The organism is Kosakonia sp. S57 (genome assembly GCF_016516575.1).
GTDB classification, from domain to species: Bacteria; Pseudomonadota; Gammaproteobacteria; order Enterobacterales; family Enterobacteriaceae; genus Kosakonia; species Kosakonia cowanii.
Genome location: NZ_JACVUL010000006.1, coordinates 92,926 through 112,355, shown reverse-complemented (window position 1 = coordinate 112,355; position 19,430 = coordinate 92,926). Strand labels below are relative to the sequence as shown.

15 protein-coding genes are annotated in these 19,430 nt (G+C 56.2%); 11 read left to right on the top strand and 4 right to left on the bottom strand.

The genetic code is table 11. From position 1 onward, the window contains the following. The first annotated feature begins 33 nt into the window (after positions 1 to 33). The 4 genes from IAE48_RS07750 (at position 34) to IAE48_RS07735 (ending at position 3,272) form a co-directional block, all read left to right on the top strand. Positions 34 to 1,266: a winged helix-turn-helix domain-containing protein gene (locus IAE48_RS07750; RefSeq protein WP_200133984.1), complete on the top strand. Its 1,233-nt coding sequence runs from the start codon at positions 34 to 36 to the stop codon at positions 1,264 to 1,266. A 50-nt stretch (positions 1,267 to 1,316) separates the two neighbouring features. After that, the gene (locus tag IAE48_RS07745) at positions 1,317 to 1,499 is read left to right on the top strand and encodes a Trm112 family protein (RefSeq protein WP_054803093.1); all 183 of its coding nucleotides are present in this window, start codon (positions 1,317 to 1,319) and stop codon (positions 1,497 to 1,499) included. After that, on the top strand, positions 1,496 to 2,245 hold the full coding sequence (gene kdsB, locus IAE48_RS07740; protein ID WP_200133983.1) for a 3-deoxy-manno-octulosonate cytidylyltransferase: 750 nt from the start codon (positions 1,496 to 1,498) through the stop codon (positions 2,243 to 2,245). The genes IAE48_RS07745 and kdsB overlap by 4 nt, the downstream gene beginning before the upstream one ends. A 133-nt stretch (positions 2,246 to 2,378) precedes the next feature. Beyond that, on the top strand, positions 2,379 to 3,272 hold the full coding sequence (locus tag IAE48_RS07735; protein ID WP_200133982.1) for a YcbJ family phosphotransferase: 894 nt from the start codon (positions 2,379 to 2,381) through the stop codon (positions 3,270 to 3,272). Here the strand turns inward: IAE48_RS07735 and elyC are convergent. Further along, positions 3,249 to 4,028: an envelope biogenesis factor ElyC gene (gene elyC, locus IAE48_RS07730; RefSeq protein WP_094422882.1), complete on the bottom strand. Its 780-nt coding sequence runs from the start codon at positions 4,026 to 4,028 to the stop codon at positions 3,249 to 3,251. The genes IAE48_RS07735 and elyC overlap by 24 nt on opposite strands. Before the next feature lie 118 nt (positions 4,029 to 4,146). On the opposite strand from elyC, the gene cmoM reads away from it, so the two are divergent. The 7 genes from cmoM (at position 4,147) to IAE48_RS07695 (ending at position 14,787) form a co-directional block, all read left to right on the top strand. Beyond that, complete coding sequence (cmoM, locus tag IAE48_RS07725; protein ID WP_094420333.1) at positions 4,147 to 4,941, top strand: tRNA uridine 5-oxyacetic acid(34) methyltransferase CmoM; 795 nt, start codon at positions 4,147 to 4,149, stop codon at positions 4,939 to 4,941. Next, entirely contained in the window at positions 4,934 to 6,256 is a 1,323-nt protein-coding gene (gene mukF, locus IAE48_RS07720) for a chromosome partition protein MukF (protein WP_094420332.1), read from the top strand. The genes cmoM and mukF overlap by 8 nt, the downstream gene beginning before the upstream one ends. Then, positions 6,237 to 6,941 (top strand): chromosome partition protein MukE, encoded by a 705-nt coding sequence (gene mukE / locus IAE48_RS07715; protein ID WP_023481680.1) that lies wholly within the window; start codon positions 6,237 to 6,239, stop codon positions 6,939 to 6,941. Before mukF ends, mukE begins: the two co-directional genes overlap by 20 nt. Further along, positions 6,941 to 11,389: a chromosome partition protein MukB gene (mukB, locus tag IAE48_RS07710; protein WP_200133981.1), complete on the top strand. Its 4,449-nt coding sequence runs from the start codon at positions 6,941 to 6,943 to the stop codon at positions 11,387 to 11,389. The genes mukE and mukB overlap by 1 nt, the downstream gene beginning before the upstream one ends. Positions 11,390 to 11,570: 181 nt before the next feature. Continuing rightward, positions 11,571 to 13,376, top strand: coding sequence for a L,D-transpeptidase (ldtD, locus tag IAE48_RS07705; RefSeq protein WP_200133980.1), 1,806 nt, complete (start codon positions 11,571 to 11,573; stop codon positions 13,374 to 13,376). A 188-nt stretch (positions 13,377 to 13,564) separates the two neighbouring features. After that, positions 13,565 to 14,113: a YcbK family protein gene (locus IAE48_RS07700; protein ID WP_054803098.1), complete on the top strand. Its 549-nt coding sequence runs from the start codon at positions 13,565 to 13,567 to the stop codon at positions 14,111 to 14,113. A 26-nt stretch (positions 14,114 to 14,139) separates the two neighbouring features. Beyond that, on the top strand, positions 14,140 to 14,787 hold the full coding sequence (locus IAE48_RS07695; RefSeq protein ID WP_023481588.1) for an MBL fold metallo-hydrolase: 648 nt from the start codon (positions 14,140 to 14,142) through the stop codon (positions 14,785 to 14,787). Between the two features lie 47 nt (positions 14,788 to 14,834). Here IAE48_RS07695 and IAE48_RS07690 read toward each other — a convergent pair whose 3' ends face one another. The 3 genes from IAE48_RS07690 to asnS all read right to left on the bottom strand — a co-directional run bounded on the left by IAE48_RS07690 (position 14,835) and on the right by asnS (position 19,307). Continuing rightward, positions 14,835 to 16,025, bottom strand: coding sequence for an amino acid aminotransferase (locus tag IAE48_RS07690; RefSeq protein ID WP_200133979.1), 1,191 nt, complete (start codon positions 16,023 to 16,025; stop codon positions 14,835 to 14,837). A gap of 186 nt (positions 16,026 to 16,211) precedes the next feature. Further along, on the bottom strand, positions 16,212 to 17,300 hold the full coding sequence (locus IAE48_RS07685; protein ID WP_124968848.1) for a porin: 1,089 nt from the start codon (positions 17,298 to 17,300) through the stop codon (positions 16,212 to 16,214). A gap of 606 nt (positions 17,301 to 17,906) precedes the next feature. Continuing rightward, entirely contained in the window at positions 17,907 to 19,307 is a 1,401-nt protein-coding gene (gene asnS / locus IAE48_RS07680) for an asparagine--tRNA ligase (RefSeq protein WP_023481622.1), read from the bottom strand. Positions 19,308 to 19,430 lie beyond the last annotated feature (123 nt).

Genomic DNA, 19,430 nt, shown 5'->3' with positions numbered 1-19,430 from the left:
CGGCTGCGCCCTGTTTCATTAACAGGAACGCCTATGTCTGTGCCGCAAATTTCGATTACCGCCGCTCGCCATCTCCATCTCGCCGCGCAGGGTCTGCTGCGAAAACCCTCCCGACGTGCAAAACCGGACGATATTCTCCCGACTATCCGGCGCATGTCGCTGTTGCAGATCGATACCATTAATATCGTCGCCCGCAGCCCTTACCTGGTGTTGTTCAGCCGCCTCGGCGCCTTTGAGCCGCACTGGCTGGATGATGCCCTGCGCAACGGCGAGCTGATGGAGTACTGGGCGCATGAAGCCTGCTTCCTGCCGCGCGAGGATTTTGCCCTCGTCCGTCACCGCATGCTGGCACCCGACAAAATGGGGTGGAAGTACCGCCAGGCGTGGATGCAGGAGCACGCGGCTGAGATTGAGCAGCTTATCGCGCACATTGAACAGCACGGCCCGGTGCGATCCGCTGATTTTGAGCATCCGCGCAAAGGCACCAGCGGCTGGTGGGAGTGGAAACCCCATAAGCGCCATCTTGAGGGGCTGTTCACTGCCGGAAAGGTGATGGTCATTGAGCGGCGTAATTTCCAGCGCGTCTACGATCTGACGCAGCGCGTGATGCCGCAGTGGGACGACGTGCGCGATCTGCTCTCGCAGGAGCAGGCCGAAGCCATCATGCTGGAAAAGAGCGCCCGCAGCCTTGGGCTATTTCGTGCACAGTGGCTGGCGGATTACTATCGCCTGCGTCGCCCGGCGCTTGCTCTGGCATTGGCGCAGATGCAAGAGGCGCAAACCATATTACCGGTTAATGTTGAGGGGCTCGGACCTGCGTGGCTACACGCCTCTTTGCTGCCGCTTCTGGAACAAGCCCAGGCGGACAAACTCACCGCCACCCACAGCGCGGTGCTATCGCCGTTCGATCCGGTGGTCTGGGATCGCAAGCGAGCGGAACAACTATTTGGCTTCAGCTACCGGCTGGAGTGTTATACCCCGGCACCAAAGCGGCAATATGGCTATTTTGTCCTGCCTTTGCTGCACCGGGGGCGGCTGGTCGGGCGGATGGATGCAAAAATGCACCGCAAAACCGGCGTGCTTGAAGTGATTGCGCTGTTTCTGGAAGAGGGCATTTCCCCGTCGCTTCAGCTGGAGAAGGGGCTACAGCGTGCGATTACCGACTTCGCGCGCTGGCAAGGTGCGCAGCGCATTACCTTTTCACGCCTGCCCGATGGCCTGTTTTCATCATTGCGTGCCGGTCTGGAGATAGACGCGGCGTCATAATTGCCTATGATAAGTTCAATCTGCTCATCATCGGTTTCTCAGGAGGAAAGATGGATCACCGTTTACTCGAAATAATTGCCTGCCCGGTCTGCAACGGCAAACTCAATTACACCCAGGATAAGCAGGAGCTGATCTGCAAAGTTGACAGCCTGGCTTTCCCGGTACGCGAAGGCATTCCGGTGCTGCTGGAAACTGAAGCCCGCGCGTTAACCCCAGAAGAGAGCCGTCCATGAGCTTTGTGGTAATCATTCCCGCGCGCTACGCCTCGACGCGCCTGCCGGGTAAGCCGCTGGTCGACATCAACGGTAAACCGATGGTGGTGCACGTGCTGGAGCGTGCCCGCGAATCTGGTGCAGAGCGCATTATCGTTGCCACCGATAACGAAGAAGTGAAGGTAGCAGTGCAGGCGGTGGGCGGCGAAGTGTGCATGACCCGCGCGGATCATCAATCCGGCACCGAGCGTCTTGCTGAAGTCGTTGAAAAATGCGGTTTCAGCGATGAGACAGTGATTGTTAATGTGCAGGGCGATGAGCCGATGATCCCGCCGGCGATCATTCGCCAGGTCGCCGACAATCTGGCTGCGCGCCGCGATGTCGGTATGGCAACGTTAGCCGTGCCGATTGAGAGTGCAGAAGAGGCCTTCAACCCCAATGCGGTGAAAGTGGTGATGGATGCGCAGGGCTATGCGCTCTACTTCTCGCGCGCCACCATTCCGTGGGATCGTGACCGTTTTGCCACCTCGCGTGAGACCATCGGCGACAGCTTCCTGCGTCATATCGGCATCTATGGCTATCGCGCCGGCTTTATCCGCCGCTATGTCAGCTGGCAAACCAGCCCGCTGGAGCAGATCGAGATGCTCGAGCAGCTGCGCGTTCTGTGGTACGGCGAAAAAATCCACGTTGATGTGGCAAGCGTGGTGCCCGGCACTGGTGTCGATACACCAGAGGATCTTGAACGCGTCCGCCAGGCGATGCGTTAATCTATTTATCCCCTCCGCCCGGAGGGGATTTGCTGTATCTCGTCAAATAATCACCCTGTTTTGATCTCATTGGGGTGACATCTCCCGGTATGGCGCTCATTATAAAAGCAGTCGTTTTTGTAGGGGCATTGCTATGGAACAACTTCGCGCCGAACTGAGTCATCTGCTGGGAGAGAAATTAAGCCGCATGGAGTGCGTCAGTGAAAAACCTGATTCGGCGCTCTGGACGCTTTATGACAGCCGGGGAAACCCGATGCCGCTGATGGCAAGAAGCTTTACCACCCCGGGGCTGGCACAACAGCTGGCGTGGAAAATCTCAATGCTCGCCCGCAGCGGCACGGTGCGCATGCCTGTGGTGTATGGCGTAATGACCCACGAAGAGCACCCCGGTCCTGACGTGTTGCTGATTGAACGCCTGCGCGGCGTGCCGGTTGAAGCACCTGCGCGCACGCCGGAGCGCTGGGAGCAGCTCAAAGATCAAATTGTTGAGGGGCTGCTCTCCTGGCATCGGCAGGATAGCCACGGCTGCGTGGGCACCGTCGACAGCACCCAGGAGAATATCTGGCCCTCCTGGTATCGTCAGCGCGTCGAAGTGCTCTGGACCACCCTCAATCAATATCAAAATACCGGGCTGACGATGCAGGATAAGCGCCTGCTGTTTCGCACCCGCGAATGTCTGCCATCGCTGTTTGAAGGATTTAACGATAATTGCGTGCTGGTGCACGGCAGTTTTAACCTGCGCAGCATGCTGAAAGATGCCCGCAGCGATCAGCTACTGGCGATGGTTGGCCCTGGCATTATGCTATGGGCACCGCGAGAGTATGAACTCTTCCGCCTGGTGGATGGCCCGCAGGCGGAAGGGTTGCTGTGGCACTATTTACAGCGCGCGCCGGTTGCCGAGTCGTTTCTCTGGCGGCGCTGGCTCTATCTGCTGTGGGACGAAGTGGCGCAGCTGGTAAATACCGGTCGCTTCAACCGTGCTAATGTCGATCTGGCCTCGAAATCACTGCTCCCCTGGCTGGCCTGAACTGCCTTTTAGCCACTGCCAGATGCGCCCCAGCGTCTCGTATCCCACCCGGTCGCTGTGCATCAGCCAGACCGGGGAAGGGATCACACGCTCCCACGGGTTAAGCGGCGAGTCGATGGCCAACTGATTCGCTGGCGCAGGCAGCGGTTTTAACCCGACGTGCTGGAAGAAGATCATTGCTCTCGGCAGATGCGACGCGGAGGTCACCAGCAGGAAAGGCGCATCGCCGATAGCCTGCTTCACCGCAGCCGCTTCCTCTTCCGTATCCTTAGGTTGATCAAGGGTGATGATATCGCTGCGTGGTACGCCTAGGCTCTCGGCAACCCTGGCGCCCGCTTCTGCGGTGCTTACCGGGTTGGTTTTGGCCGCCGCGCCGGTAAAGATCATTTTGGCACCGGGATTAGCCCGCCATAAGCGGATCCCTTCATTAAGCCGCGGCAAGCTGTTACTAATCAGGTTCGAACTTGGCGCCCAGGCGTCATTCCACGTATAACCACCCCCCAGCACAACGATGTATTGCACCCGCTCGCTACCGTGCCAGGTCGGGTAGCTCTCCTCAATCGGTTTCAGCAGGCGATCCGCCACCGGCTGGATGCTTAAAAGCAGCAATAAAAGCCAGCCGACGCTGATAAACACCTTGCCGGTTTTCTGCCAGCGGCTAAACCAGACCAGCGCAATTCCTGCCCCGATAACCAAAAGTAAAAGAGGTAACGGCAGCATCAGGCCACCAACAATTTTTTTCAGTGTGAAAAGCACTGTATCCGTCTCCTTTTTGAGCATACAGCAGGCGATTTCCGCGGATCTTACACCAGATAGGTTCATTATCGGCACGGCTGTGACAAAATAGCGCTTTTGCCAGGAGCGTAGGGCGGCTATGCAGGATCGCAATTTCGACGATATCGCCGAGAAATTCTCGCGCAACATTTACGGCACGACAAAAGGTCTGCTGCGTCAGGCGATCCTGTGGCAGGATCTTGATATATTACTGGCAGAAATGAATGACGGTCCGTTGCACGTGCTTGACGCGGGCGGCGGTGAGGGGCAAACGGCGATCCGCATGGCGCAGCTTGGCCATCATGTGACCCTCTGCGATGTGTCGCAGGAGATGCTTAAACGCGCGCAGGCCGCGGCGGAAGAGAAAGGCGTCAGCGGTAACATGCATTTTGTACACTGCCCGGTTCAGGATATTGCTCAACATTTGGCATCGCCGGTTGATCTGATATTGTTCCATGCGGTTCTTGAATGGGTCGCCGATCCCGTCGCCGTGCTGCAAAAATTGTGGTCGGTATTAAGGTCGGGCGGTGCGCTGTCGCTGATGTTTTACAATGCTGACGGCCTGCTGATGCATAACATGGTGGCAGGAAACTTTGACTATGTGCAGGTAGGCATGCCGAAGCGGAAGAAGCGTACGCTCTCCCCGGATTACCCGCGTGCGCCCGCCGAGGTTTACCGCTGGCTTGAGCAGATTGGCTGGCATATCACCGGCAAAACCGGCGTGCGTGTTTTCCATGACTATCTGCGCGACAAAACTCAGCAGCAGCGCAGTTTCGAGATGCTGCTGGAGCTGGAAACTCGCTACTGCCGGCAGGAACCCTATATTAGCCTCGGCCGTTATATCCACGTGACAGCCCGTAAGCCGCAAATCGATGGAAGGACAAACGATGAGTGAATTTTCCCAGACAGTCCCCGAACTGGTTGCCTGGGCCAGGAAAAATGATTTCTCCATCTCGCTGCCGGTCGACAGGCTCTCCTTTTTGCTGGCTGTCGCCACCCTTAACGGCGAGCGTCTTGATGGCGAAATGAGTGAAGGCGAGCTGGTTGACGCCTTTCGTCATGTGAGTGAAGCGTTTGAGCAAACCAGCGAAACCGTTAACCAGCGTGCGAACAACGCGATTAACGATATGGTGCGTCAGCGTTTGTTGAACCGCTTTACCAGCGAGCAGGCAGAGGGCAACGCCATCTACCGCCTGACGCCGCTGGGCATCGGTATTACCGATTACTATATTCGCCAGCGCGAATTCTCCACGCTGCGCCTCTCGATGCAGCTCTCTATTGTGGCGGCCGAGTTGAAGCGCGCTGCCGATGCAGCAGAAGAGGGCGGAGATGAGTTTCACTGGCACCGGAACGTGTTTGCGCCGCTGAAATACTCTGTTGCAGAGATTTTCGACAGTATCGATCTCACCCAGCGCATCATGGATGAGCAGCAGCAGCAGGTAAAAGATGATATCGCCCAGTTGCTGAATAAGGACTGGCGCGCCGCCATCTCCAGCTGTGAGCTACTGCTCTCTGAAACCTCCGGTACGCTGCGTGAACTGCAGGATACGCTCGAAGCGGCAGGCGATAAGTTGCAAACCAACTTGTTGAGTATCCAGGAAGCGACGATGGGGCGCGACGATCTCGAGTTCCTCGATCAACTGGTCTTTAACCTGCAAAGCAAGCTCGACCGTATTGTCAGCTGGGGGCAGCAGTCCATCGACCTGTGGATCGGTTATGACCGCCACGTGCATAAATTTATCCGTACGGCGATCGATATGGATAAAAACCGCGTCTTCGCCCAGCGTTTGCGCCAGTCGGTGCAGAGCTATTTCGACGCGCCGTGGGCGTTAACCCACGCCAGCGCCGACCGCTTGCTGGATATGCGCGATGAAGAGATGGCGCTGCGCGACGAAGAGGTGACCGGTGAGCTGCCGACGGAGATGGAGTTCGAAGAATTTAACGAAATTCGCGAACAGCTCGCGGCGCTGATCGAACAGCAGCTGGCTATCTATAAAACCAAAGGTGTGCCGCTCGATCTCGGCCTTGTGGCCCGCGAGTATCTGGCGCAATACCCGCGCGCACGTCATTTTGACATCGCGCGCATCGTAGTTGATCAGGCGGTACGCCTCGGCGTAGCGCAAGCAGATTTCACCGGCCTGCCGCCGAAATGGCAGCCGATTAATGATTACGGAGCCAAGGTACAGGCGCATGTCATCGACAAATATTGAACAAGTGATGCCGGTTAAACTGGCACAAGCGTTGGCAAACCCGCTGTTTCCGGCGCTGGATAGCGCATTGCGCTCAGGGCGGCATATTGGCCTCGACGAGCTGGATAATCACGCCTTTTTGATGGATTTCCAGGAGTATCTCGAGGAGTTCTACGCCCGTTATAACGTGGAGCTGATTCGCGCGCCGGAAGGTTTCTTCTATCTGCGCCCGCGCTCCACCACCCTGATCCCGCGCTCGGTGCTCTCTGAGCTGGATATGATGGTCGGCAAAATTCTGTGCTACCTCTATCTCAGCCCGGAGCGTCTGGCCAACGAGGGGATTTTTACCCAGCAGGAGCTCTATGACGAGCTGCTGTCGCTGGCGGATGAAAACAAGCTGTTGAAGCTGGTGAACAACCGCTCAACCGGCTCCGATCTCGACCGTCAGAAGCTGCAGGAAAAGGTGCGCTCTTCCCTCAACCGTCTGCGCCGTCTCGGCATGATCTGGTTTATGGGCAATGACAGCAGCAAGTTCCGCATCACCGAATCGGTGTTCCGCTTCGGGGCCGATGTGCGTTCGGGTGACGATGCGCGTGAAGCGCAGCTGCGCATGATCCGCGACGGTGAAGCGATGCCTGTGGAAAATCACCTGCAGCTCAATGATGAGCCTGAAGAGAACCAGCCGGACAGCTCGGAGGATGAGTAATGATTGATCGCGGTAAATTTCGTTCGCTTACGCTGATTAACTGGAACGGCTTTTTTGCCCGCACCTTTGATCTCGACGAGCTGGTTACCACCCTGTCAGGCGGTAACGGAGCCGGGAAATCGACCACCATGGCGGCGTTTGTCACGGCGCTGATCCCGGATCTGACGCTGCTGCACTTCCGTAACACCACCGAAGCGGGCGCGACGTCCGGCTCACGCGATAAGGGTCTGCACGGCAAACTGAAAGCCGGCGTCTGTTATTCGGTGCTGGATGTGATCAACTCCCGCAATCAGCGCGTGCTGGTTGGCGTGCGTTTGCAGCAGGTCGCCGGTCGCGATCGCAAAGTGGATATTAAACCTTTTGCCATTCAGGGATTACCGACCGCTGTGCTGCCAACGCAACTGCTGACGGAAACCCTCAATGAGCGCCAGGCGCGTGTTTTGACGCTGCAGGAAGTAAAAGATAAGCTCGACGCGATGGAAGGGGTGCAGTTTAAGCAGTTCAACTCCATCACTGATTACCACTCGCTGATGTTTGATCTGGGGATCGTGGCGCGTCGCCTGCGCTCCGCCTCCGATCGCAGCAAGTTCTACCGCCTGATTGAAGCCTCGCTTTACGGCGGGATCTCCAGCGCCATTACGCGCTCCCTGCGCGACTACCTGCTGCCGGAAAACAGCGGCGTGCGTAAAGCGTTTCAGGATATGGAAGCGGCGCTGCGCGAAAACCGCATGACGCTGGAGGCGATCCGCGTTACCCAGTCCGACCGCGATCTGTTTAAACACCTGATCAGCGAAGCCACCGATTACGTGGCGGCAGACTATATGCGCCACGCCAATGAGCGCCGGGTGCATCTGGATAAAGCGCTGGAGTATCGCCGCGATCTCTTTACCTCGCGCAAGCAGCTGGCCGCCGAGCAGTATAAGCATGTCGATATGGCGCGCGAGCTGGCGGAACATAGCGGTGCGGAAGGGGATCTGGAAGCTGATTACCAGGCCGCCAGCGATCACCTGAACCTCGTGCAGACCGCGCTGCGTCAGCAGGAAAAAATTGAGCGCTACGAAGCCGATCTGGAAGAGTTGCAGATCCGCCTTGAAGAGCAGCAGGAAGTGGTGGCGGAAGCCGCCGAGCGCCAGGAAGATAACGAAGCCCGTGCCGAAGCGGCCGAGCTGGAAGTGGATGAGCTGAAAAACCAGCTTGCGGACTACCAGCAGGCGCTGGACGTTCAGCAAACCCGCGCGATCCAGTACAACCAGGCTCTGCAGGCGCTGGAGCGGGCAAAAACGCTCTGCCATCTGCCGGATCTGACCATTGAGAGCGCCGATGAGTGGCTCGAGACCTTCCAGGCGAAAGAGCAGGAAGCAACCGAGAAACTGCTGTCACTGGACCAAAAAATCAGCGTCGCGCAAACGGCGCACAGCCAGTTTGAGCAGGCCTATCAGCTGGTGGCCGCCATTAATGGCCCGCTGGCGCGTAATGAAGCCTGGAGCGTGGCGCGTGAATTACTGCGCGATGCAGTTAACCAGCGCCATCTGGCGGAGCAGGTTCAGCCGCTGCGCATGCGCCTGACGGAGCTGGAGCAGCGCCTGCGCGAGCAGCAGGACGCCGAGCGCCTGTTGGCGGAGTTCTGCAAACGCCAGGGCAAACAGATTGATGCCGATGAGCTGGAAGCGCTGCATCAGCAGCTGGAAGCGCAGATTGCCGCGCTCTCAGATAACGTTTCTGCCGCCGGTGAGCAGCGTATGGCGCTGCGTCAGGAGCTGGAGCAGTTACAGTCGCGCATTCAGACCCTCACCAAACGCGCGCCGGTCTGGCTGGCGGCGCAGAACAGCCTGTCGCAGCTGTGTGAACAGAGCGGCGAGCAGTTTGAGTCGGGCCAGGACGTTACCGAGTATCTGCAACAGCTGCTGGAGCGCGAGCGCGAGGCTATCGTTGAGCGCGATGAGATTGGCGCGCGTAAACGTGCAGTCGATGATGAGATTGAGCGTTTAAGCCAGCCGGGCGGTGCGGAAGATCAGCGCCTCAATGCGCTGGCCGAACGCTTTGGCGGCGTCCTGCTCTCGGAAATCTATGATGACGTCAGCCTCGAAGATGCCCCTTACTACTCGGCGCTGTATGGCCCGTCACGCCACGCTATCGTGGTGCCGGATCTCTCGCTGGTCGCCGGAATGCTCGAAGGGCTGGAGGATTGCCCGGAAGATCTCTACCTGATCGAAGGGGATCCGCAATCCTTCGATGACAGCGTCTTCAGCGTGGATGAGCTGGAAAAAGCGGTAGTGGTAAAAATCGCCGACCGCCAGTGGCGCTATTCACGCTTCCCGACGCTGCCGATCTTTGGCCGTGCTGCACGTGAAAGCCGGATTGAAAGCCTGCATGCCGAGCGGGAAACGCTGGCGGAACGTTTCGCCACCCTGTCGTTTGACGTGCAGAAAACCCAGCGCCTGCATCAGGCCTTCAGCCGCTTTATCGGTAGCCATATTGGCGTGGCGTTTGACGACGATCCGGAAGCGGAGATCCGCAGCCTCAACAGCCGCCGCGGCGAGCTTGAGCGTGCGATCAGCAATCATGAAAATGATAACCAGCAGAATCGCGTTCAGTTCGAGCAGGCGAAAGAGGGCGTAGCCCAGCTTAACCGCCTGCTGCCGCGCCTGAGCCTGCTGGCGGATGAGACTCTCGCCGATCGCGTCGATGAGATCCAGGAGCGGCTGGATGAAGCGCAGGAAGCCGCGCGCTTTATTCAGCAATTCGGCAATCAGCTGGCGAAGCTCGAGCCGATGGTCTCTGTGTTGCAGAGCGATCCGGAGCAGTTTGAACAACTTAAAGCTGACTACGCCGCGTCACAGCAGGTGCAGCGTGATGCGCGCCAGCAGGCCTTCGCGCTGGCGGAAGTGGTTCAGCGCCGGGCGCACTTCAGCTACTCCGACTCCGCCGAGATGTTTAACGGCAATAACGATCTCAATGAGAAGCTGCGCCAGCGCCTGGAGCAGGCTGAAGCGGAGCGTACCCGTGCGCGCGAAGCGATGCGCAGCCATGCCGCGCAGTACGGCCAGTACAACCAGGTGCTCGCCTCGCTGAAGAGTTCGTTTGATACCAAAAAAGAGCTGCTTAATGACCTGCAAAAAGAGCTGCAGGATATCGGCGTGCGCGCCGACAGCGGGGCAGAGGAGCGCGCGCGTCAGCGTCGTGACGAACTGCATGCCCAGCTCTCCGGCAACCGCTCGCGCCGTAATCAGCTGGAAAAAGCGCTCACCTTCTGTGAAGCCGAGATGGATAACCTGACACGCAAGTTACGCCGTCTGGAACGCGATTATCACGAGATGCGCGAGCAGGTGGTGAGCGCGAAAGCGGGCTGGTGCGCGGTGATGCGTATGGTGAAAGATAACGGCGTTGAGCGTCGTCTCCACCGCCGCGAGCTGGCCTACCTCTCTGCGGACGAACTGCGATCCATGTCGGATAAGGCCCTTGGCGCGCTGCGCCTGGCGGTGTCGGATAATGAACACCTGCGCGATGTGCTGCGCATGTCAGAAGATCCGAAACGCCCGGAGCGTAAAATCCAGTTCTTTGTCGCGGTCTACCAGCATCTGCGCGAACGTATCCGTCAGGATATTATTCGCACCGACGATCCGGTAGAGGCGATTGAGCAGATGGAGATTGAGCTGAGCCGCCTGACGGAAGAGCTCACCTCCCGCGAGCAGAAGCTGGCGATCAGCTCCCGCAGCGTGGCGAATATTATTCGCAAAACCATTCAGCGTGAGCAGAACCGTATCCGCATGCTCAACCAGGGTTTGCAGAGCGTCTCGTTCGGCCAGGTCAACAGCGTGCGCTTAAATGTGAACGTGCGGGAGACCCATGCCACGCTGCTGAATGTGCTTTCAGAGCAGCACGAGCAGCATCAGGATCTGTTTAACAGCAGTCGTCTGACTTTCTCGGAAGCGCTGGCGAAGCTCTATCAGCGCCTCAACCCGCAAATCGATATGGGCCAGCGCACGCCGCAGACCATTGGCGAAGAGCTGCTCGACTACCGCAACTATCTGGAGATGGAAGTGGAAGTTAACCGTGGCTCCGACGGCTGGCTGCGCGCCGAGTCGGGCGCGCTGTCGACCGGGGAAGCGATCGGTACCGGGATGTCCATTCTGGTGATGGTGGTGCAGAGCTGGGAAGATGAAGCCCGCCGCCTGCGCGGCAAGGATATCTCGCCGTGTCGCCTGCTGTTCCTTGATGAAGCGGCACGTCTTGATGCCCGCTCTATCGCCACACTCTTCGAGTTGTGTGAGCGTCTGGAGATGCAGCTGATTATCGCCGCGCCGGAGAACATCAGCCCGGAGAAAGGCACCACCTACAAGCTGGTGCGTAAAGTGGTGCAAAATCAGGAACATGTGCATGTTGTCGGCCTGCGTGGCTTTGCCCCGCAGCTGCCGGAAACGCTCCCGGGGACGGCGGACGTTTCCTAATCGCAGCACAATATATAAAGAGCGGCCTCAGTGCCGCTCTTTTTGTTTTCTGAAAAAGATTGCCAGTCGGCGTTTAATCTTTAAACTTCTTTACAGTAGGGCAGACAAATGTTTTTTTGTCTTTATATACTGAGAAAAAGGTGACATTTAGTCACATGCAAGGTGAGAACAGGGGGCAGGGATGTTGCTTTTGAAGTCGTATGGTCGTCGAATGTCGGCGTTGAGTTTGTGCCTGGCATTCGCATTCGCTCCGCTGTTTAATGCGCAGGCCGATGAGCCTGAAGTTGTACCGGTTGATACCTCGGCGACGCCGGGCGATCAACCCACCCTATTACCGCAGCCGCTGGAGCAATCTCCGGCCACGGCGATGATGATTGGTGTGAAACCCTATCCGAACGGTGTCTCGGTTGCCGATGTGCGGTCACAGCTGCAATCTCAGCTGCCGGCAAACTGGACGCCGGTCTATATGGATCAGCTCGCGGCGCTCTATGCTGCACGCGGCCAGAAGCCGATGTGGGAGAACCGCGAAGCGGTTCAGGCTTTCCAGCAGCAGCTGGCGGAAGTGGCGATTGGCGGCTTTCAGCCGCAATTTACCACCTGGGTCGAACTGCTGACCAACCCGGATGTGACCGGCATGGCGCGGGATGTCGTCCTCTCTGACGCGATGATGGGTTACCTGCAATTTGTGGCTGGTATCCAGGCGAAGGGCCAGCGCTGGCTCTATAGCGATAAACCTTATACGCTCGCGACGCCCGCTATTTCGGTGATCAACCAGTGGCAATCTGCGCTTGATAACGGCTCCCTGCCGGCATTTGTTGCCACTCTGGCACCGCATCACCCGCAATATGCGGCGATGCATCAATCCTTGCTGACGCTGGTGGCGGATTCGCGCCCATGGCCGGAGATGACCGGTACAGCGTCATTGCGCCCGGGACAGTGGAGCAATGACGTTCCGGCACTGCGTGAGATCCTGCAGCGCAACGGCATGCTGGAGAGCGGCGCGGAGATTGCGCTGCCGGATGGCAATGCCGCGGTCAGCCCGTCAGCAGAGCCTGCACCTAAGAAAAAGCCCGCCGCGCGTGAGGCCTATGACCGCACGCTGGTTGAAGCGGTAAAACGCTTTCAGGCCTGGCAGGGTTTGCATGCTGATGGCGTGATCGGTAAAAGCACGCGCGACTGGCTGAACGTCACGCCTGCGCAGCGCGCCGGTCTGCTGGCGCTTAATATTCAGCGTCTGCGCCTGCTGCCCTCTACGCTCTCGACCGGTATTATGGTCAATATTCCGGAGTATTCGCTGGTCTACTACCTCAACGGCAATGAAGTGCTGTCGTCGAGAGTGATCGTCGGTCGCCCGGACCGCAAAACGCCGATGATGAGCAGCGCGCTTAACAACGTTGTGGTTAACCCACCGTGGAATGTGCCGCCGACGCTGGCGCGCAAAGATATCCTGCCGAAGCTGTGGAACGATCCCACCTACCTTGAGCGCCACGGTTACACCGTGCTGCGCGGCTGGAACAGCAAAGAGCCGATCGATCCGACTATGGTCGACTGGGCGACGATTACGCCATCCAACTTGCCTTTCCGTTTCCAGCAGGCGCCTGGCGTAACTAACTCGCTTGGGCGTTATAAGTTCAATATGCCGAGTTCTGACGCGATTTACCTGCATGACACGCCGAACCACGCTCTGTTCCAGAAACAGGGCCGAGCGCTTAGCTCTGGCTGCGTGAGGGTGAATAAATCCTCTGAGCTTGCCAATATGCTATTGCAGGATGCGGGCTGGAGCGATACGCGTATTTCGGATGCGTTAAAGCAGGGCGATACGCGTTACGTGAATATTCGCCACGATATTCCGGTCAATCTTTACTATTTGACCGCGTTTGTTGGCGCGGATGGACGCACGCAATACCGCACAGATATTTACAATTATGATCTGACGGCGCGCACCGGTGCGCTTGTTCTGGCGAAAGCTGAAAAATTAATCAGGTAAATGAAGCAGTTTGCGATTTTCCGTTGTCATAGTGACAGGCAATTCCCGGGTAGTTCAGGCTACAGAGCCCGGGATTGCTGGGGAGAGGCCGCCTTGACGCGGCGTTTGATGCCCGGTAAGGTGCCTCTCGTGCGCTAAAGCAGTGCATAAAAATCGTTCAATGCACTTTTTCTGTAGATCTGATTATCATGGATAAATTTGACGCTAATCGCCGCAAATTGCTGGCGTTGGGTGGAGCTACACTCGGTGTTGCTCTTCTGCCCACCCCCGCTTTTGCGACGCTCTCCACGCCGCGCCCGCGTATTTTGAGATTGAATAATCTTAATACCGGGGAGTCTATTAAAGCTGAGTTCTTTGATGGTAGAGGCTATATTCAGGATGAATTAGCAAAACTCAACCATTTCTTCCGTGATTACCGCGCAAATAAAATTACGCACATGGATCCTCAGCTATTTGATCACCTGTTCCGCCTGCAAGGCCTGTTAGGCACGAATAAACCTGTCCAACTCATCTCCGGTTATCGCTCTGTTGATACCAATAATGAGCTGCGTGCTCATAGCCGCGGTGTGGCGAAAAAAAGCTATCACACCAAAGGCCAGGCAATGGATTTCCATATTGAAGGGATTTCCCTGAGTAATATTCGCAAAGCTGCGTTATCTCTGCGCGCGGGTGGTGTAGGATACTACCCCAAAAGCAATTTTGTGCATATTGACACCGGGCCGGTAAGGCACTGGTAAAACTCAGTCTGAGCTACAGGAGCAGTATGAACTATCGTATTATTCCGGTTACCGCGTTCTCCCAGAATTGTTCGCTAATCTGGTGTGAACAGACGCAAGTCGCTGCCGTGGTCGATCCCGGCGGAGACGCAGAGCGCATTATTCAGGAAGTGGATGCGTGTGGTGTGACGGTGACGCAAATCCTGCTCACGCATGGTCATCTCGATCATGTTGGTGCGGCGGCGGAACTGGCGCAGCATTATGGTGTGCCAATTATTGGCCCGGAAAAAGAAGATGAGTTCTGGCTACAGGGATTACCGGCGCAGAGCCGCATGTTTGGCCTCGAAGATTGCCAGCCGCTGACGCCCGATCGTTGGTTAAATGAAGGCGACAGCGTAGCCGTAGGCAATATCAGCCTGCAGGTGCTGCACTGTCCGGGACATACACCGGGGCATATCGTCTTTTTTGACGCGCAGTCACGTTTGCTGATCTCCGGCGACGTGGTCTTTAAAGGCGGCGTAGGACGCAGCGATTTCCCGAAAGGGGATCACGCGCAACTGATTCACTCCATCAAGCATAAGCTGTTGCCGCTTGGTGATGACGTGACCTTTATTCCGGGTCACGGGCCACTCTCGACATTGGGGAATGAGCGGTTGCACAACCCGTTCCTGCAGGATGAACAACCGGTGTGGTAAACAAAAAAGGGTCGCGTAAGCGACCCTTTTTACTTCCTGCGTCTTGCTTACAGGACGGCGACAATCGCCTCGCACAGCGGTGCCATATTGTCCGGCGTCATGCCGGCGACGTTGATACGCCCGGAAGCCACGGCATAGATGCCGAACTCTTCACGCAGGCGCAGCACCTGCTCTTTAGTCAGGCCGCTGAATGAGAACATGCCATTCTGGCGGGTGATAAAGCTAAAGTCGCGGTTTGCGCCTTTCTCCTGCAGCGTATTCACAAACAGCAGACGCATACGCTGAATGCGCTGGCGCATATCGGTCAGCTCCTGCTCCCAGATCGCACGCAGGGCAGTGTTGCTGAGGATAGTTGCAACCACTGACGCGCCGTGGGCCGGCGGGTTGGAGTAGTTCGCGCGTATCACTGATTTCATCTGGCTGAATGCGCGATCGGCAGTATCTGCATCGGCGCAGACCAGCGTACAGGCACCTACACGCTCGTTGTAGAGGCCGAAGTTTTTCGAGTAGGAACTGGCGACCAGCAGCTCTTTATGCAGCGCAGCGAAGGCACGCAGCCCCTCAGCATCCTCTTCCAGACCGCGAGCGAAGCCCTGATAGGCGAAGTCGAACAGCGGCAGCCATCCTTTCTCTACAGAGCGCTTCGCCAGCGTCTCCCACTGCTCCAGCGTCGGATCGATACCGGTCGGGTTGTGGCAGCAGCCGTGGAACAGCACCACGTCACCCGCCTGCGCCTGCTCGAGGCTGGCCAACAGCCCTTCAAAATCGAGGGTATGGTTCTGTGCATCGTAGTAAGCGTATTCACACACTTCCAGGCCAGCAGAGTTAAACACGCCTTTATGGTTCGGCCAGCTCGGGTTGCTGACCCAGACGCGTTTTACGCTGGTATTTTTGGCGAGGAACTCTGCGGCAACGCGCAGACCGCCGGTGCCGCCTGGGGTTTGTGCCGTCCGTGCGCGTTTGTCATTGATAATGGCGCTGCCTTTGCCGAAGAGTAACTCCTGGGTGCAGCGGCCAAATTCTGGAATGCCGTCGATGCCGAGGTAGTTTTTGGTGGCTTCGTTTTCCAGCAGATAGAGCTCTGCTTTCTTCACGCTGGTCAGCACCGGCGTCTTACCGGTTTCATCTTTATAGACACCGATGCCTAAGTTAATTTTGTGCGGGCGTTCATCGGCGCGAAACAGATCGGCCAGGCCCAGAATAGGGTCGGCAGGGGCAGCGGTAATATTCTCAAACATGACGAGGTTCCATTTTGATGACAGAAGGGAATTCCGTTATCAGGTTAACGGCTGGCAGGGGAATTGCCAACCGTTTGCAATAAAAAGCGCGACGCTTTTCAAAAGTCGTCGCGCTTTTTGCCGCAGGCATAAAAAAACAGGGCCGAAGCCCTGTTTTAAATGCCTATAACAGTCGAGGGTGACTGATTAGAACTGGTAGGTCAGACCTACAGCTGCCTGATCGTCGGTACCCACGTAGCTGCTGGAGTATTCGTTGGTATCAAGCAGGTTGAAACGGTAATCCAGGAACACGTTCATGTTCTTGTTGAAGTAGTACGTTACGCCAGCTTCGATGTATTTAGCCAGATCCGCACTGCTTTCCCCGCCGTTCAGACCCTTGCCTTTGCTCTGTACATAGGACAGGCTCGGACGCAGACCGAAATCGAACTGGTATTGAGCGATAGCTTCGAAGTTGGTGGTTTTGTTAGCGAACTCAGTCCCGACGAGGCTGCTCTGTACGATGCTCAGGTTACGGGTTTCCGAATAAACAGTTGCCAGGTAGATATTGTTAGCGTCGTATTTCGCGCCAACAGCCCAAACTTCTGCATTTTTACCGTTACCATCAGCTTCCTGAGCGGTAGTGCGGTCTGAATTTGCATAAGAAGCAGAAACGCCGAAACCTTCTGCAAAGTCATAGGCTAAAGAGTAACCTACGCCGTCGCCGTTCTGTGCGATGAGGCTGTGGTTATCTTCGTTTTTAGCCTGATACTGAACAGCCAGAGCGAGGCCATCAACCAGACCAAAGAAATCGGAATTACGATAAGTCAGGACGCTACCAGCACGGCTGGTCAGGAAGTTATCGGTGTATGCGCCACCCCAGGTTTCGCCCGAGAAGTATGGGGCCATATCGGTGTAAGACTCAACGTCATACACAACGCCGTAGTTACGGCCATAATCCAGGGAGCCTGCATTAGCAACTTTCAGGCCAGCAAATGCCAGACGAGTGTTGCCATTCTGCTGCTCACCTTCAGCACGAGCTGCGCTGACACGGTATTCCCATTGACCGTAGCCAGTGAGATCGCTATTGATTTGCGTTTCGCCTTTGAAACCAAGCTGAGCGTAGCTGGCATCGCCGTTGGAGCTGTTATCACCAGTGGTAGTGAAAACATGACGGCCTACAGCTTTACCGTACAGATCAACTTTGTTGCCATCTTTGTTATAGATCTCAGCAGCGTTAGCTGCGCCCGCTACGAGCAGGGCAGGGATAACCACTGCCAGGATATTGCGCTTCATCATTATTTATTACCCTCATTGGTTTTTTTTGGACACCTGCCACTGCCGCCGTGTAAATCCGTCAAAAAAAATTTACGGAACTACAGATGAGAGTTTGGTGTCTTTCTGTGTCTGAGAGGCATCTTTCCAAACAAGTAAGCGTTTCGCTAGCCTGAAAGTGCTACAAATGTCTTAAAGAAGTAACAAGAAGAAATATTGTGTAATATTTTGTGAATTTGACGGAACTTTGTGAACCATCTCTAAATTCCGCAGCTGCCGCGTAAAAAAACAGCTTCGCCATTGCTATTTATATGAATTACTTATGTTTAATTGAGATAAAGGCATACCTTATGCACAAAAGCGGCAGATAAGGCTTTTTCTTATATTTGTGTTTAGACGTCCAGATAGCTGTGCTAATTTTGACCAAATGTGCTAATCATTCGAATGAAACACTTTGAAATATTCACGTCCGTGATTTTTGTTGCGAAGCAATTCAGGCGTAAAAAAACGCAAAGAAATGTATAAACGGCGATTTATCAGGCGGGATAAAGTGTGACCGCGTTAACAAAAGTTGACAGCAGATAATAAAAAGGCCAGCAATTATGCTGGCCTTGTTTGACATGGACGCAATCAGAAGGTTGCGTTGCGCGGCGTACGCGGGAACGGGATCACATCGCGAACGTTCTGCACGCCGGTAACATAGGCGATCAAACGCTCAAAGCCGAGACCAAAACCGGCATGCGGTACGGTGCCGTAGCGGCGCAGATCGCGATACCACCAGTAGTCCTCTTTATTGAGCCCCATTTCAGCCATGCGTGCGTCCAGCACGTCGAGACGCTCTTCACGCTGCGAGCCGCCGATGATTTCGCCGATGCCCGGTGCCAGCACGTCCATCGCCGCCACGGTTTTACCGTCATCATTAAGGCGCATATAGAACGCTTTAATCTCTTTCGGGTAGTTTTTAACGACAACCGGCGCTTTGAAGTGCTTCTCAGCCAGATAGCGCTCGTGTTCGGAGGCGAGATCGACTCCCCAGTAGACCGGGTTTTCGAACTTCTCACCGCACTTCTCAAGGATCGCCACCGCATCGGTGTAATCGACCTGCGCGAAGTCAGCCGCGATAAAGCGCTCCAGACGACCGATAGCATCTTTATCGACGCGCTCGGCGAAGAACTGCAGATCGTCCAGACGCTCTTCCAGCACCGCTTTAAAGGCATATTTCAGCATCGCTTCTGCCAGACGGGCGTTATCGTCGAGGTTCGCGAAGGCGATCTCCGGCTCCAGCATCCAGAACTCAGCCAGGTGGCGGCTGGTGTTAGAGTTTTCAGCGCGGAAAGTCGGGCCAAAGGTATAAACCTTTGAGAGCGCGCAGGCATAGGTCTCTGCGTTCAGCTGACCGGAAACCGTCAGGAACGCCTCTTTGCCAAAGAAGTCTTTGTCGTAATCAACTTTGCCTTCGGCGTTACGCGGCAGGTTTTCCATATCCAGCGTCGAGACGCGGAACATTTCGCCAGCACCTTCCGTATCGGAGGCGGTGATCAGCGGAGAAGAGACCCAGAAGAAGCCCTGCTCGTCGAAGAAGCGGTGCAGCGCTTGCGCCAGCGTATGACGAACGCGCGCGACGGCGCCGATCAGGTTGGTGCGCGGGCGCAGGTGTGCCACTTCACGCAGGTATTCGATGCTGTGACGTTTTGCCGCCATCGGGTAGGTGTCCGGATCTTCAACCCAGCCGGTCACTTCCACGGATGTTGCCTGGATCTCCAGGCTCTGACCTTCGCCCGGCGAGGCCACCACTTTGCCGGTAACCACAACCGAGCAACCGGTGGTCAGATGCAAAACGTCATCATTGTAATTGGGCAGAGAATTATTAATAACGGCCTGTACAGGATTAAAGCAGGAGCCGTCATAAACGGCGAGGAAGGAGATACCAGCTTTAGAATCTCGGCGGGTGCGCACCCATCCGCGAACCGTCACTTCACTGTCAACGGCAACGCGACCATGGAATACGTCGGCTACAGGCACAACGCTCATAATATTCTCTCTATTAATAGTCGGAAAAAATAAACACTTGTCCACCCGAAATGGGCGGGATCACCTATGTTACCTGGCGAGCGCCATCAGACAAGCAGAATTCGTAGGCAGCATTAATAATTT

What these genes read in the sequence shown, in the direction of transcription:
- cmoM (WP_094420333.1), top strand. Translation starts at nt 4,147, where the DNA reads ATGCAGGATCGCAATTTCGACGATATCGCCGAGAAATTCTCGCGCAAC.
- IAE48_RS07690 (WP_200133979.1), bottom strand. Translation starts at nt 16,025, where the DNA reads ATGTTTGAGAATATTACCGCTGCCCCTGCCGACCCTATTCTGGGCCTG.
- IAE48_RS07735 (WP_200133982.1), top strand. Translation starts at nt 2,379, where the DNA reads ATGGAACAACTTCGCGCCGAACTGAGTCATCTGCTGGGAGAGAAATTA.
- mukF (WP_094420332.1), top strand. Translation starts at nt 4,934, where the DNA reads ATGAGTGAATTTTCCCAGACAGTCCCCGAACTGGTTGCCTGGGCCAGG.
- mukE (WP_023481680.1), top strand. Translation starts at nt 6,237, where the DNA reads ATGTCATCGACAAATATTGAACAAGTGATGCCGGTTAAACTGGCACAA.
- IAE48_RS07745 (WP_054803093.1), top strand. Translation starts at nt 1,317, where the DNA reads ATGGATCACCGTTTACTCGAAATAATTGCCTGCCCGGTCTGCAACGGC.
- IAE48_RS07685 (WP_124968848.1), bottom strand. Translation starts at nt 17,300, where the DNA reads ATGATGAAGCGCAATATCCTGGCAGTGGTTATCCCTGCCCTGCTCGTA.
- ldtD (WP_200133980.1), top strand. Translation starts at nt 11,571, where the DNA reads ATGTTGCTTTTGAAGTCGTATGGTCGTCGAATGTCGGCGTTGAGTTTG.
- IAE48_RS07695 (WP_023481588.1), top strand. Translation starts at nt 14,140, where the DNA reads ATGAACTATCGTATTATTCCGGTTACCGCGTTCTCCCAGAATTGTTCG.
- kdsB (WP_200133983.1), top strand. Translation starts at nt 1,496, where the DNA reads ATGAGCTTTGTGGTAATCATTCCCGCGCGCTACGCCTCGACGCGCCTG.
- asnS (WP_023481622.1), bottom strand. Translation starts at nt 19,307, where the DNA reads ATGAGCGTTGTGCCTGTAGCCGACGTATTCCATGGTCGCGTTGCCGTT.
- IAE48_RS07700 (WP_054803098.1), top strand. Translation starts at nt 13,565, where the DNA reads ATGGATAAATTTGACGCTAATCGCCGCAAATTGCTGGCGTTGGGTGGA.
- mukB (WP_200133981.1), top strand. Translation starts at nt 6,941, where the DNA reads ATGATTGATCGCGGTAAATTTCGTTCGCTTACGCTGATTAACTGGAAC.
- IAE48_RS07750 (WP_200133984.1), top strand. Translation starts at nt 34, where the DNA reads ATGTCTGTGCCGCAAATTTCGATTACCGCCGCTCGCCATCTCCATCTC.